The sequence below is a fragment of the Psychrobacillus sp. FSL K6-1267 genome, from assembly GCF_038003265.1.
Lineage (GTDB): Bacteria > Bacillota > Bacilli > Bacillales_A > Planococcaceae > Psychrobacillus > Psychrobacillus faecigallinarum.
Genome location: NZ_JBBOOR010000001.1, coordinates 645,282 through 658,515 on the forward strand (window position 1 = coordinate 645,282; position 13,234 = coordinate 658,515).

Below are 13,234 nucleotides of genomic sequence, written 5' to 3' on the forward strand. Positions count from 1 at the left end.
ACAATTAATATAAATTTGCGTACTACTTAATTCTTAAAGTGAATGTAACCGAAGAATTTTGAGAATAATGACTTTGAGTAAAAGGGTTGTATTTTATCTAAAAAACGAATAATATATTTAATGTTATTAAAAATGTTCGTGTTTAAGGAAGAAGGTAATAAAATGTTTCGTTTGAAGGAGCATAGTACGAATGTAAAGACTGAACTTATTGCTGGAATGACCACATTTCTCACAATGGTATATATCGTTGTTGTAAATCCGATTATTTTATCGGATGCAGGTGTACCACTTGATCAAGTGTTTATGGCAACTATTATTTCTGCTGTTATCGGTACATTATGGATGTCGCTTTGCGCCAATTATCCAATCGCAATTGCTCCTGGTATGGGATTGAATGCATATTTCACTTACGCTGTCGTGTTAGCGTCAGACGGAAAAATTGATTATTTAACAGCTTTTGCTGCTGTTTTCGTAGCAGGTATAATTTTTATTCTTTTATCTTTAACACCTTTGAGAGAAAAGTTAATAACGGCAATTCCGAAAAATTTAAAACATGCAATTACTGCAGGTATTGGGTTATTTATTGCCTTTCTAGGCTTACGAATGGCTAAAGTAGTTGTGGCAAGTGATAGTAACTTAGTGATGCTAGGTGATTTAACTTCCCCTGGTGTTCTCTTAACTTTATTTGGTTTATTAATCACTGTGATTTTAATGGTACGTAATATAAATGGTGCATTATTTATTGGTATGGTTATTACTGGTATCGTAGCTGTGTTAACAAATCAACTACATATTGATAAAGTGGTAGCTCTGCCTCATTTACCAGAAGGTATTTTAATTTGGAATCCAATTGAAGCAATTAGCCAAGTTATTTCTTATGGTTTATACGGAGTAGTATTCTCATTCATTTTAGTTACACTCTTTGATACTACAGGTACTATGGTTGGTGTTGCTAAACAAGCTGGTTTGATGAAAGACGAAAAATTACCTCGTGCTCGTCAAGCATTACTGGCTGACTCAGTTGCGACGACTGTTGGGTCTATGTTTGGAACTAGTCCGACAACAGCATTTGTTGAGTCTTCATCTGGTGTTGCTGTGGGTGGCCGTACAGGTTTAACTAGTTTAACCGTTGCTGTTTTATTCATTGTTGCTTCTTTCTTTGGACCTTTAGTAGGTGCCATATCTGGTGTTGCGGCGATTACCTCTCCAACCCTAATTATTGTTGGTACATTGATGATTGGTTCTGTAAAAGAAATTGAATGGAGTAAATTTGACGAAGCATTCCCTGCTTTCTTAATCATCTTGATCATGCCTCTTACTTCAAGCATTGCAACTGGAATTGCTTTTGGGTTTATCATTTACCCTATTTTGAAAATAGTTAAAGGTGAAGCAAAAAAAGTACATCCGATGCTATATATATTTGCTATCCTATTTGCATTTCAATTATTGTTTTTACCACACTAATAAAAATAAAATGCTCCCTGCATATTTAGATGCGGAGAGCATTTTTTTAGTTCAGAAGGCTAAAGAAATAAAAAGTAGTTATTTTAAGAAGGTTTAATCTTCTTTAAGTTCAATCTAATTAAAGGATAATGATACATTGGATCAAAATAGATATCGGAACATAGTAAGTTCTTATTTCACTCTGTGGCACTTCCATCACTTCATTTAGTAAAAAACCCACCAAATAGGTGAGCTTGGGATAAATTTCACTTAGTAGTTTTATTCAATAGCGAACGTAGCAAACCAACCATTTAAAGATCTTACAGCTTGGATTAAACTCATATCACCGAATTCTTCATAATAATGGGTCTCTTGTATATCGGAGAAGTTGGAATAAAATACTTCAATGGTGTTGTCCTCTGAAACAGCTATAATTTGCCCATCTTTGTAACCTATATTGTTCCTTGTTAAATATGAGTCGTCTAAAGTGTCTGAAGCATATATAACTTGGCCATCTACGTAACTTTTATCGTTCTCGTCTGCAAAAGAATTTGTAGAAAATGAAAAGAACACAAACACTAATCCTATTAAAAACAATGATATACTTAATAGTTTTTTCATTTACATCACCTTTCTCCATATTAATTTCCTTAATTATACCTAAAAATACAGAATATTCAATAAAGGGAGTTAAGTACATTTTTTTGAGGTGGATAAGTTTCAATAGATTAGGTTTTTTTTGATGTTTTTTAACATTGGGTCTTAGTTACAGGTCGCTTAGGAAACTTTAATTTTTTTTTGAACTTATAGCAACGGGTTGGTTAAATAAGAGAAAACTAATTTGAAGTTAATGCTTGAGTATATTCGTGCTTAATTTAAGGGGGAATGTTTTTGAAACACGCAAAGTTAAAAATGTACTTTTCGGATAACCGTGTGGCTAAAGCGAAGGATTAAAAAAAATCAATAGATTATCATCAATTTACATTCTATTTATAATTTACTTTTCTTTGTAGCGGTATTTGGTAGTTTTCTGATTTGGGCATGGTTGCTAACGTGTGCTCAAGTTAAACAAAAAGTAGATTTGGCGATGCAGTATGAATTGTTATATAAAAACTGTAAATTAATAATTTTCTGTATATAATAAATGAGAGGAGGTTGACAACATGAAAGCAATTCAAGTTACAAATTTTGGTGGACCTGAGAAGTTAGCATACACAGACGTTGAGGATGTAGTAGTAGGAAAAAAAGACGTATGTATTCGTTTATACGCTGCGGGAGTTAATTCGAGTGATACCTATACATTAACAGGTACATATGCGTTTTGTGTACCGCAATTGCCTTATACTCCTGGCTTAGACGGTGCAGGGGTTGTAGAGGCGATTGGAGAAGAAGTCACAAATATTCGAGTTGGTGACCGTGTATTTATTGCTTCTTTACTGAGAAGTAATAGTACCGGGACATTTGCACAAAAGATGGTGTGTGATGAAACGTTGGTTCATTTGTTACCAGACCATGTATCTTTTGAACAAGGTGCAGCATTAGGGGTACCTGCGTTAACTGCATATCGTGCATTATTTCAACGTGCCTGTATGAGACCAGGTCAAACTATTTTTATTCATGGAGCCAGTGGTGGGGTAGGATTACAGGCTGTCCAAATGGCAAAATCTCACGGTGCTAAAGTGATTGGGACAGCAAGTAAGCCTAAAGGTAAAAAAATGGTTAAGCAAGCTGGTGCAGATATCGTCATTGATCATGTGACTGAAGCAACGATTGAAGATGTGCTAGCCTTAACAGATGGCAATGGACCAGACGTAATTATTGAGTTTTTAGCAAATATTAATTTAGAAACAGATTTAAAGCTTATTGCACCATTTGGCAAGATTGTAATCATCGGAAATCGTGGTTCTATAGAAATAAATCCACGTCTTGCAATGCAAAAGGAATGTGATATTTTAGCAACGGCTCTTTGGAATGCACCGAAAGATGAATATGAACAAAGCATTCATGGTGTAATTGGAATGTTAAATAGTGGAGCATTACGTCCGATTATTGGTACTACTTTGCCACTTCAGCAAGCATCGCAGGCCTTTGATCAGCTATCAAAAGGTATAGGAAATGGTAAACTTGTTTTAATAATTGACTAATTATTTTACATAATAAAAGTTAACAAATTTTAGGAAATATTGTACTTAAACTAACGCAACAGGAACTTTAAGAGTCGCGTATTTAATTAAACAACTTTATTGTTAGCGTTTAGAATATTACGCCTTTAGGAACAGATTAAGCTAGTGTAAATCTAAAATTAAAAAAATTAAAAAAGCAACAGTAAAAGTTCATTGTACACTTTTATCGTTGCTTTTTTTCAATTGATGGTTCGCTTTAATATTTGCGCAACAAAGAGTAATTCAATGAAAGTATACAGAAGAGGAGTTATGGTCAAAAAGCTATTCGAATTGCTTTTTTATTTAATATGTGAAAATATAGAGTTCGAAAAAACTATTAAAATAACAAAACAAATGAACTTTAGAGATTGAAGGGATTTACCGTAATGAATCATAACATAACCATATTAATCTGTGACGATAATGTCGCTGTTCATGAAAGTATTAATGCTTATTTACAAGCTGAAGGTATGAATAGTGTATCTGCTTACGATGGAGAGATGTCACTCAAACTCCTAAAAGAAAACAATTTTGATCTAGTGGTACTTGATATCATGATGCCCGGTCTTTTTGGGACCGAAGTATGTAAGGAGATACGCAAAACTAGCGATATTCCTATTCTTATGCTTAGCGCTAGAAGCGAAGAAGTGGATCGGATTGTCGGACTTGAAATTGGTGCCGATGACTATATAACAAAGCCCTTTTCTCCACGAGAGATAGTAGTAAGGATCAAAACGATATTAAAAAGGGTGCAACCAAAAAAAGAAAATACCCACTATTTAAAAGCAGGAAATCTGTCCATTGATATTGATGGATATGAAGTTCTGATCAATAATCAGGAAATTGAATTTACTGCAAAAGAGGTGGAGTTTTTGACCTTTCTAGTCAAAAACACAGGGAAAGTGGTCAACCGTGAGGAATTACTGTACAAAGTTTGGGGATATGATTATATCGGAGACACGCGTGCAGTCGATACGCTAATCAAACGAATCCGTCAAAAAATCGCTAAAGCTTCTCCTGAGTTTTCCATAAAGTCCGTCTACGGTGTCGGTTATAAATTTGAGTTATTTGTATGAAGCGGTTATTTTCAAGTAAGCTGTGGATTGCATTTGTCATTCTATTGATATTTATTTCTGGTCAGCTCTTGGGGGCTTTTGCAATCAAACATTACTTTACCCAATCAAAAATTGAAGAACTCCAGCCGCCCCTCACGTTGATCGGAGAAGAGGTTGCGGATGGTGAAAATATAAGAAAAACCGATGATTATTTAATTAAGGCTTATGATGTCCATGGAATGGAAATCAATGTTTACAACGATGAACCAATCTCAAGATTTTCTTCTGATGCGAAAGTAAACAAGGAATTAACCTCGTACTTGCCAAAAATTATCAGTGGCAAAACCGTAGTTGAAATCCAGGAAGTACCGGGGTATTCTGCGCAAGCAATTATAATCGGGCAACCATTGGTCCAGGACAACAAAGTGACAGGTGGTATCTATTTATTAAAAGAGGCACGCGCTTATCAAGCAGCGCTTAATGGTTTTTACCTTGTATTCTTCGTAACTCTGGCTATTGGAACAATCATCATTCTGGTTTTTCTTGCGTTGTTTATCAAAGAGAAAAATCACCTTGAACAAATGCGCAAAGACTATGTCGCCAATATTAGCCATGAACTGAAAACACCGCTTGCATCTATCAAAGCTTTGACAGAGACACTGTCGGACCATGTTGTCACAGATCAGGAAAAAATCGACCAATACTACAGCATCATCTTGAGAGAAAGTGTTCGCTTAGAAAAACTCATCTCGGATTTGCTTGAATTATCGAGGCTGCAATACAAAAAAACGGCATATACTAAATCAATCGTGAATACAAAAGAAATCATAGCGAAAGTTTCAGAGCCATTTGCTATTTTAGCAGACGACATGGATCTTCAATTTCAAATTACAGAACGTGTGAAAAGTTTGCCCGCAACCTATTCAAATGAAGATCGTATCACACAAGTGCTTACCATTTTGCTCGATAACGCGTTTAAGTTCACTCCGGAAAATGGCAAAGTGACTATCGACGCCAAAACGACAGCTCGTAAAGCGGAAATCATGATAATGGACAATGGCCCAGGTATTTCTAAGGAAGTTCTTCCGCACATATTCGAGCGGTTTAACAAGGAAGACTTATCGCATACAAGTACAGGCAGTGGCCTCGGGCTGTCCATTGCGCTCGAAATCATGGAACAGCTTGGGGAGAAAATCAGTGTGAAAAGTCAGGCTAATGCAGGAACCACATTTACTATCACCTTAAAAAAAGCATAAAATTTTTGGCAGAAAAACGTTCATTTTACCTCGTTTTTCTGCCATTTTTGTGCCACAATGTTTTGTTATGATCAATTTATAGAAAGAACATACAAAACAATTAGGAGTGAAGCACAAATGAAAAAATCTATATCAACAATTTTATCAATGTCCCTCGCAATGGGATTATTAGCTGGGTGTTCATCAAGCAGTTCCAAAGAAACGGCTCCAAAAAATAGTGAAGAAACGGAAACAACTCAGCAAGCAGAAACGAAACAACAGGTTGCTGAGGCAATTGATACCTCTTTCATTAAGAACAAACAATTAGATGTAAAATACGGCAGCCAATCGGAAACGCAAAAGCTGGACATTTATTTTCCCAATGAAGGCGAAGGACCGTTTCCAGTAATCATCGCAATCCACGGGGGTGGATTCATGCAGGGAGATAAAACAGGGACGGACCTGACTGCCATGATTGAAGGTGTCAATCACGGGTATGCAGTTGTAGCGGTCAACTATAGACTTTCAGGTGAAGCGATATTTCCTGCAGCGATTAGTGATATAAAAGCTGCAATTCGTTATGTTAAAGCTAATGCGGAAGAATACAACTTGGACTCTGAAAAGGTTGTGGCATGGGGAGGCAGTGCGGGCGGAAATTTAGCGGCACTAGTCGGTACGAGTGGAGATGACGACTCTTTAAATGGTCAAAATACTGAAAATATGGAATATTCATCTGAAGTACAAGCTGTCGTTGATTGGTATGGACAAATTGACTTTATGAAACTGGATGAGCAGTTTAAGGAATCCGGAATCACGCCAAAAATAGGAGAACGAAGCTCAGATGATTCTCCGGAAAGCAAGTACATCGGAGGAAATATTACCGAAAAGATAGAGGAAGTAGAAAAAGCGAATCCGGAAACTTATATTACTAAAAATGATCCAGCCTTCTTTATCCAACACGGAACGGCTGATCCGAACGTGCCAACGCAACAGTCCATTGATTTCTCTGAAAAACTAACAGATGTTTTAGGTGATGAGAAGGTAGAGCTTACACTTTTGGAAGGCGCAGTTCACGGAGGGGAACCTTTTAATTCAGAGGAAAACCTTAAAGAAGTATTTAGTTTTCTCGATCGTGTATTAAAATAAATTCTTGCGGGTGGCAATTTTGCCACCCTATTTTTATTTTAATCTATTTTTAAAATAGTGAATTATTTCTTTATAGCCTATGGTTATATCACTTGGAATGACGAAGGTTTTGTTTAAAGCTTCCGAAAAACAGTCTTTTATGAGATTGAATTTATAATCTATTATTTTCCCTATTAGGATTGTTTCTTTTTAAAAAGCAAATATGGATTTAAGATATTGAAGTGCTTATTAAGTTAAAAGGATCGTTACCGGTCCCTATGCCACATATTCGCTCTTAATCATAATTGTTATATTAAGGTTATTATCCGTCTACTTTAAATGGAAACTACCACGTAATATTGATAATAATAGAAGTGCGGATAATTAAAAAAAACAGGATATTGCTAGCCTTCCCAACGTTTATTATAGGGAGCATCATTATTTTTTATAATGAACAAATATCCATATATTCGATTGTCTTGTTAAACTAAAGGTTACTTTAATGAAAGATATTGTTGAGCTGCTTAGGCGGCTCTTTTTTCTTATAATACTTTTGAAGCAATGTAGTTTAACGAGCAGGTATTATTAGCGCGATGTCGAAGGTGTTAATTGAGTGAATCATTCTATAAGAGAAAGAGCTATTGAATGTGGGGAAACTAAAGAAAAAATGAATTATTGGACTGGGTGAAAGTAATATCACTTATGAAAACGATGAACTTTTTATTAACGGTTAAAGTTACGAAGAACCTTACTTAGCACAAAATTAAGGTGTAATTGCTCTGCCAGATGGAAACCTTTTTGTACTAGGAGACCGTCTTAACAGTTCAGATCGTAGAGACTTGTTTTTTCTTTAGTAAAATGATGAAGTGGCTTGTGATATAAATGTTAAAATTTTTTAATAAAAAGTTAGGAGAGTACATGAAAGTCTTGTTGGAGTTAATACGAGTAATATTCATATTTGCTATTGTAGGTGCAATTTTAGGTTACTTTTTAAAAGGAATGTATATCGGAATTGGCACTTATGCTGAAAAATATAGCTGGCTAGGTTCTTTAGCTATTCTTATTTTGATTTTTGTACTTTATAGAAATAAATTTCAATTTAGCGGATGGTATAAAGGAAAAGGTAGAAAAAAATTACCGAAAATAGTTTCTAGAGTACTTATTTTCAGTTCAATTAGCCTCTTATTATTACCACCAGTACTGAGTTTCTTATTAAACTAACGAAACAGATTGTTGAAGAACAATTTGATAAGTTAATCTAAAGAATGGAGAGAACTATTTGAGTAGAGCAGGAGTTTACAAGGTAGATATTACACCTCCTTTGGGTATTGATTTTATCGGATTCCATCGGCCGACAGGAGTTAGTAATATTGACGAACATATCTTTGTAACTGCATTTGTGTTTGAAAACAATAATACTAAATCTGTGTTTATTAGTATTGATAATATAGGAATGTTAGTTGAAGACACTTTAGTTATCCGTAAACAAATTTCAAGTAAGTTGAAAATTCCTACTGAACAAATTACAGTAGTTTATACTCATACGCATTCTGGTCCCGCTACAGTAAGCACAAAAAAAATAGTTAAGATTTATAAAGACACATTAATGAGCAACGCTGTAAAAGCAGCGATTTTGGCCGATAAAAATTTACAACTATCAGAGATTGGTTGGAATGTAACTCTTGGTGAATTAGGAATTAATCGAAGGGAAAATACTCCTGACGGTAAAGTGATAATGGGTACAAATCCAATTGGTCCAGTTGATAAAAGAGTTGGTCTTTTAGTGATAAGAAACGAGAAAACAAAGAAATTATCCGGACTAATTATATTCTGTACAGCTCATCCGAATGTATTAAAAGGAGATAGTGATATCTTATCAGCAGATTATCCAGGCTTAACAAGGGAAATCCTTGAAAATATATTAAAATGTACTGTAATCGTTGTACAAGGGGCTTCGGGGAATATTAATGCTATGTATCGAGGTTCATTGGAGAATATGGAAAAAATGGCACAAGCTTTAAGCGGTTACGTGTTAACCATGCTTCCTAAAGTAAAATTTGAACCTATTAAAATTTTAAAGGTAGTCTCAACTACATTATTGATGAGATTGAAAGAAATACCTGAACCTTTAGAAATACATAAAATGGCCAAACTAGCTGAAAAAGAATGGGGTGTAAATACCGATAGATGGCATTCTGTCATTTTAGATAAACGCAAACGAAATGAGACATATTTAACTATCAATATAGAAATTCAGTCAACTCAAGTTAACGAAGGGTCGTTTACTGGAATACCAATGGAACCTTTCTCAGAAACGGCCATTGAATTCAAAGAAAAACTTTCGGATGAGCTTGCCTTTTTTGGTGGCTACACTAACGGTTATTTAGGATATTTGCCTACAAAAGAGGCCTTTTTGGAAGGTGGTTATGAAGTTGAACTAAACCATGTGGTATATGGACCAATTACAAATCTATGGATGCCACCTGATGAAAATACAGCTACACTTATTATTGAGAGGGCATTAGATTTATTTTAAAAATATAAGTTACATTGATTCGAGAAAAATTATTAGGGGAGGAACCATTCTACAGGGTTTCCTTTTACTAGACTACTTAAAGATCATGGGCTTGCTAAGACAATTTTTTTTCTTACTGAAATAAAGCAGTATAGTTGAATAGGAGAAGAGGATATTTTAAGTCGCATATTGCTCAAGTCACTTATTATCTAAAAAAAGGCATATCACTTAAGTGATACACCTCTAAGATAAATTAATCCCAAACACGTACTCTTGGAACCTCTGCCATTCTTAAGTAATCCAGCAATTGGCCGGTATGGACAGATTCATGATAGGCGACTCTTAGCAACATGTCACCCAAACTTCTTATGTAACCAGAATCAGAACGATCAATTTTAATACTTGATAAATCTTCTTCTGAAAATGACTTAATAGTTTCTAAAAAGTGATTTCTAAATGGTTCTGCAAATTTCAATTCCGCATTTACGGTAGAAAAGGGTTGCTTATCAAAAGGGGATTCAAATACTGCCAAGCTGCCTTGATTTTGGATAGCTAAATGGTAATAATGTTCACTTTCAAGAACATGTCTAATCATCTCTAAACAAGTCATTGCTTCGTCATCAGGTTTCCAGTTTAGTTTTTCTTGGGGAATAGATGTCCAAACTTTAACACTTCTTCTTCGTACTTCGTTGAAATTTAAAAGAATTAAATCAATTGAGTTCATAATTTATTCTCCTTTATTTGGTATGTATTAAATATACACGAATGAACGTTCGATTAAAAGAGAGTGATTGTTGATAACTAACATGCGCTTTAGTTTAATAACATTGAAATTCCTGTGCCAATAAGTGAACCGATGGTAATGCAAATAAACATAAGGAAAAACCCCATTGATTCCCAGCCATCCAATGTGAAAAAGCTTACGACAGCGATTACAAATGATACTCCTATTAAAAAAGCAGTAGGTATCCCATACTTTCGATAATTCTTTCTTCGAAGAATTGTAGATGAAATGGTAACTATGATAATAGTAGCTAAAGCTATATAAATAAAGATTTGCACAAAGCTTCTCTCCCTTTAGTGGAAAAATAATCTAATATATATTGTTTTATCTGAAAATTAAATCTTTTTATTGCAGTAATTATCAAGGAATATAATGTATCTGTCGTGTTGGAAGAGCGCCCTTTTCTTTTTCCTAATCTAACGGAGCATTAGAGCTTGTTTGATAGATTTATTTTGAATAATTGGAGGTAGTATTCAGATGTTTGAAAAGTTTAATTTTGACTTAATTTATCGTGAACGAGATGACCTCACTCCTCTAGTAGTAATGATGTGTGGTGTGGCTGGTTCTGGAAAAACTACATTCTCCCAACGATTAGAAAAAGAAGGCTTTTTTCGTCTTTCTATTGATGAAGAAATATGGGCTACTAATGGTCGGTTCGGGATTGATTTTCCAATGGAAATGATTGAGGAGTACAAGAAAGAGGCAGAAAGAAAATTGCGAAATCAGTTAATAAAATTAATTCAGGACAAACAACAGGTAGTAATTGACTTCAGTTTTTGGAATCGTGTGAGAAGAGAACAATATAAAAAGCTTATTGAAAAGTACGGCGGTAAGTGGAAACTTATTTATTTAAAAGTTCATCCTGATGATTTGCGTGAACGACTTAAAATACGAAACAAACGTTTTGATGCCAATGCGTTCCCGATTACAGAAGAAGTTTTAATTTCCTACCTTAATGGTTTCGAAACACCAAAAGGAGAGGGAGAAATTGTAATTGAAAATTAGAACTATCATGTAATATTGCCCATCCATTATAAAGGAGAGAGAAGTATGGAAATATTCCAAGCTACCATTGAAGATTTAGAAGGTATGTCAAATTTATTTAATCTTTATCGCATATTTTATCAGCAGGAGTCAGATATAGAAGGTGCAAAAACCTACATAAAAAAACGTTTAGTAAATGAAGATTCGGTCATATTTGTAGTAAGAGATCGAGAAGTCTACGTTGGTTTTACACAACTATATCCTACATTTTCATCAGTATCTATGAAAAGAACTTGGATTTTAAACGACTTATATGTAGACAAAACAGCCAGAAAAAAAGGAGTAGGAGAAATGCTCTTACAAAAAGCAAAAGATTATGCTATTGAAACAGGAGCAAAAAGCATTAGTCTATCTACAGCAATAGACAATTATGCTGCACAGAGACTATATGAAAAAAGTGGATACACTAAGGATTCTCAATTTTATCAGTATGAGTTAAATCTGATATAACATAGGAAATACCGCTTAAAGTGTCCAGCAGATAATAAAAAAACGCTTGGAGTTTTCCAAGCGTTTTCCTTTTAAAACAATAGATGTGCGACTACCGCAATGATAGGGAATGAAATCAGTGTACGCAATAAGAAAATTACAATTAAGTCTTTAAAGTTAACCGGAATTTTAGAGCCAAGTAATAATCCACCAACTTCGGACATGTAAATCAACTGAGTAACTGACATAGTTGCTATAAAGAATCTCGTTAGCTCAGATTCAATTGAAGCACCTAGAATAGTAGGAAGGAACATATCCGCAAAGCCAACTACCATTGTTTGTGCAGCTGCTGCAGCCTCTGGTATTCCAAATAACAGGAGCAGTGGCTCAAATGGTTTACCTAATATCGTAAAGAATGGTGTGTACTCAGCTAGCATCAATGCAATTGTTCCAAATGCTAGTACGACTGGAGCAACACCTATATACATATCAATGACATTCTTTATACCATCTGAAAAAAATCTTTTAACAGAACGGTTTTTATTAGCTGTGTTTAACGCATTTTCTAAACCATGTGTTAGAGCATTATAATTTTCTGGATATTTCTCTGCTTCTAGGTCTAATGGGCGACCGTCTATATGAACTTCTTCTTTGCCTGCTAATGGATAAATTCGTGGCATTATAAATGCAAGTACCACACCACAAAGCAGGACAGTTAAGTAATAGGGTGCGAAATACTTTTCTAACCCGACTTGTTCAAGTACGACAATACAGAAGGTGATGGAAACAACTGAAAAAGTGGAGCCAATAATAGCCGCTTCTTTTTTTGTGTAATAGCCTTCCTCATATTGTCTGCTTGTTAACAAGACACCAATGGTTCCATCTCCAACCCAAGAAGTAAGTGCATCTACAGCGGAGCGTCCTGGAAGCTTAAATAATGGACGCATAATTTTAACCATCATCGTCCCAAAAAACTCTAATAAACCAAAATTCAATAGAAGAGGCAGTAATAGACCTGCAAATAGGAAAATTGTAAACAGGAAGGAAACCAGCCCATCAGGTGCTAGTAAAAGTCCTCCCGTATTTTCGCTCCAAATAACCTCGGGGCCAATTTGGAAAATGATTAATACAGAAAAAACTGCACCGACTACTCGGGTGATTGTCCAAAATATAGAAACCTTAAATAGGTTATTAATAAACGAATTGTTCTTTGGAATAAACAAAAAAACTAGAGAACCAATAGCCGCAATGAACAAAGTGATAAGGGCGACCCAATGCACGATCGGTTCAAGTACTCCTGATAATAGGCTCGCAAACCATGCGATAGGAATTTTAACTTCTCCACCAATCGGTAGCGGGATCATGAAAAGGATGACACCAGCTATAGAAGGGAGAAGAAATAAAAGCCAAGTAAATAAGCTAAATTTTTTCAAGTGAAGGCC

13 protein-coding genes are annotated in these 13,234 nt (G+C 35.0%); 9 read left to right on the forward strand and 4 right to left on the reverse strand.

From position 1 onward, the window contains the following. Nucleotides 1-162 precede the first annotated feature (162 nt). Nucleotides 163-1,464: an NCS2 family permease gene (locus tag MHB55_RS03280; RefSeq protein WP_154311552.1), complete on the forward strand. Its 1,302-nt coding sequence runs from the start codon at nucleotides 163-165 to the stop codon at nucleotides 1,462-1,464. Nucleotides 1,465-1,722: 258 nt separating this feature from the next. Here MHB55_RS03280 and MHB55_RS03285 read toward each other — a convergent pair whose 3' ends face one another. Then, nucleotides 1,723-2,064, reverse strand: a complete 342-nt coding sequence (locus MHB55_RS03285) for a hypothetical protein (protein ID WP_340862586.1) — start codon at nucleotides 2,062-2,064, stop codon at nucleotides 1,723-1,725. Between the two features lie 542 nt (nucleotides 2,065-2,606). Between MHB55_RS03285 and MHB55_RS03290 the strand changes: the two genes are divergently transcribed. From MHB55_RS03290 to MHB55_RS03315, 6 genes are all read left to right on the forward strand, one after another. Then, on the forward strand, nucleotides 2,607-3,587 hold the full coding sequence (locus MHB55_RS03290; protein WP_340862587.1) for an NADPH:quinone reductase: 981 nt from the start codon (nucleotides 2,607-2,609) through the stop codon (nucleotides 3,585-3,587). Between the two features lie 404 nt (nucleotides 3,588-3,991). Beyond that, complete coding sequence (locus tag MHB55_RS03295; RefSeq protein WP_154311547.1) at nucleotides 3,992-4,681, forward strand: response regulator transcription factor; 690 nt, start codon at nucleotides 3,992-3,994, stop codon at nucleotides 4,679-4,681. After that, complete coding sequence (locus tag MHB55_RS03300; protein ID WP_340862588.1) at nucleotides 4,678-5,916, forward strand: sensor histidine kinase; 1,239 nt, start codon at nucleotides 4,678-4,680, stop codon at nucleotides 5,914-5,916. Before MHB55_RS03295 ends, MHB55_RS03300 begins: the two co-directional genes overlap by 4 nt. Nucleotides 5,917-6,033: 117 nt before the next feature. Continuing rightward, nucleotides 6,034-7,041 (forward strand): alpha/beta hydrolase fold domain-containing protein, encoded by a 1,008-nt coding sequence (locus MHB55_RS03305; RefSeq protein ID WP_229653949.1) that lies wholly within the window; start codon nucleotides 6,034-6,036, stop codon nucleotides 7,039-7,041. An 897-nt stretch (nucleotides 7,042-7,938) separates the two neighbouring features. Next, nucleotides 7,939-8,241 carry a hypothetical protein gene (locus MHB55_RS03310; RefSeq protein ID WP_154311544.1) on the forward strand — a complete coding sequence of 101 codons (303 nt, stop codon included), beginning with the start codon at nucleotides 7,939-7,941 and terminating at the stop codon, nucleotides 8,239-8,241. Nucleotides 8,242-8,299: 58 nt separating this feature from the next. After that, a complete protein-coding gene (locus tag MHB55_RS03315) occupies nucleotides 8,300-9,556 on the forward strand; it encodes a neutral/alkaline non-lysosomal ceramidase N-terminal domain-containing protein (protein ID WP_340862589.1) in 1,257 nt (418 codons plus the stop codon). 232 nt (nucleotides 9,557-9,788) lie between these two features. On the opposite strand, the gene MHB55_RS03320 is transcribed toward MHB55_RS03315, so the two are convergent. Further along, a complete protein-coding gene (locus MHB55_RS03320) occupies nucleotides 9,789-10,259 on the reverse strand; it encodes a DinB family protein (protein WP_154311542.1) in 471 nt (156 codons plus the stop codon). Nucleotides 10,260-10,348: 89 nt separating this feature from the next. Next, nucleotides 10,349-10,597: a YesK family protein gene (locus tag MHB55_RS03325; protein ID WP_340862590.1), complete on the reverse strand. Its 249-nt coding sequence runs from the start codon at nucleotides 10,595-10,597 to the stop codon at nucleotides 10,349-10,351. Between the two features lie 199 nt (nucleotides 10,598-10,796). On the opposite strand from MHB55_RS03325, the gene MHB55_RS03330 reads away from it, so the two are divergent. Both MHB55_RS03330 and MHB55_RS03335 read left to right on the forward strand, forming a co-directional pair. After that, nucleotides 10,797-11,324 (forward strand): AAA family ATPase, encoded by a 528-nt coding sequence (locus MHB55_RS03330; protein ID WP_340862591.1) that lies wholly within the window; start codon nucleotides 10,797-10,799, stop codon nucleotides 11,322-11,324. 45 nt (nucleotides 11,325-11,369) lie between these two features. Next, nucleotides 11,370-11,813 carry a GNAT family N-acetyltransferase gene (locus tag MHB55_RS03335; RefSeq protein WP_144539817.1) on the forward strand — a complete coding sequence of 148 codons (444 nt, stop codon included), beginning with the start codon at nucleotides 11,370-11,372 and terminating at the stop codon, nucleotides 11,811-11,813. A 71-nt stretch (nucleotides 11,814-11,884) separates the two neighbouring features. Here the strand turns inward: MHB55_RS03335 and MHB55_RS03340 are convergent, their stop codons facing one another. Continuing rightward, nucleotides 11,885-13,225 carry a YjiH family protein gene (locus tag MHB55_RS03340; RefSeq protein ID WP_144539815.1) on the reverse strand — a complete coding sequence of 447 codons (1,341 nt, stop codon included), beginning with the start codon at nucleotides 13,223-13,225 and terminating at the stop codon, nucleotides 11,885-11,887. Between the last annotated feature and the right edge of the window lie 9 nt (nucleotides 13,226-13,234).

Bases quoted from the DNA above. Each gene is read 5' to 3' on its own strand.
- MHB55_RS03280 (WP_154311552.1), top strand. From the start codon at position 163: ATGTTTCGTTTGAAGGAGCATAGTACGAATGTAAAGACTGAACTTATT.
- MHB55_RS03285 (WP_340862586.1), bottom strand. From the start codon at position 2,064: ATGAAAAAACTATTAAGTATATCATTGTTTTTAATAGGATTAGTGTTT.
- MHB55_RS03290 (WP_340862587.1), top strand. From the start codon at position 2,607: ATGAAAGCAATTCAAGTTACAAATTTTGGTGGACCTGAGAAGTTAGCA.
- MHB55_RS03295 (WP_154311547.1), top strand. From the start codon at position 3,992: ATGAATCATAACATAACCATATTAATCTGTGACGATAATGTCGCTGTT.
- MHB55_RS03300 (WP_340862588.1), top strand. From the start codon at position 4,678: ATGAAGCGGTTATTTTCAAGTAAGCTGTGGATTGCATTTGTCATTCTA.
- MHB55_RS03305 (WP_229653949.1), top strand. From the start codon at position 6,034: ATGAAAAAATCTATATCAACAATTTTATCAATGTCCCTCGCAATGGGA.
- MHB55_RS03310 (WP_154311544.1), top strand. From the start codon at position 7,939: ATGAAAGTCTTGTTGGAGTTAATACGAGTAATATTCATATTTGCTATT.
- MHB55_RS03320 (WP_154311542.1), bottom strand. From the start codon at position 10,259: ATGAACTCAATTGATTTAATTCTTTTAAATTTCAACGAAGTACGAAGA.
- MHB55_RS03330 (WP_340862591.1), top strand. From the start codon at position 10,797: ATGTTTGAAAAGTTTAATTTTGACTTAATTTATCGTGAACGAGATGAC.
- MHB55_RS03335 (WP_144539817.1), top strand. From the start codon at position 11,370: ATGGAAATATTCCAAGCTACCATTGAAGATTTAGAAGGTATGTCAAAT.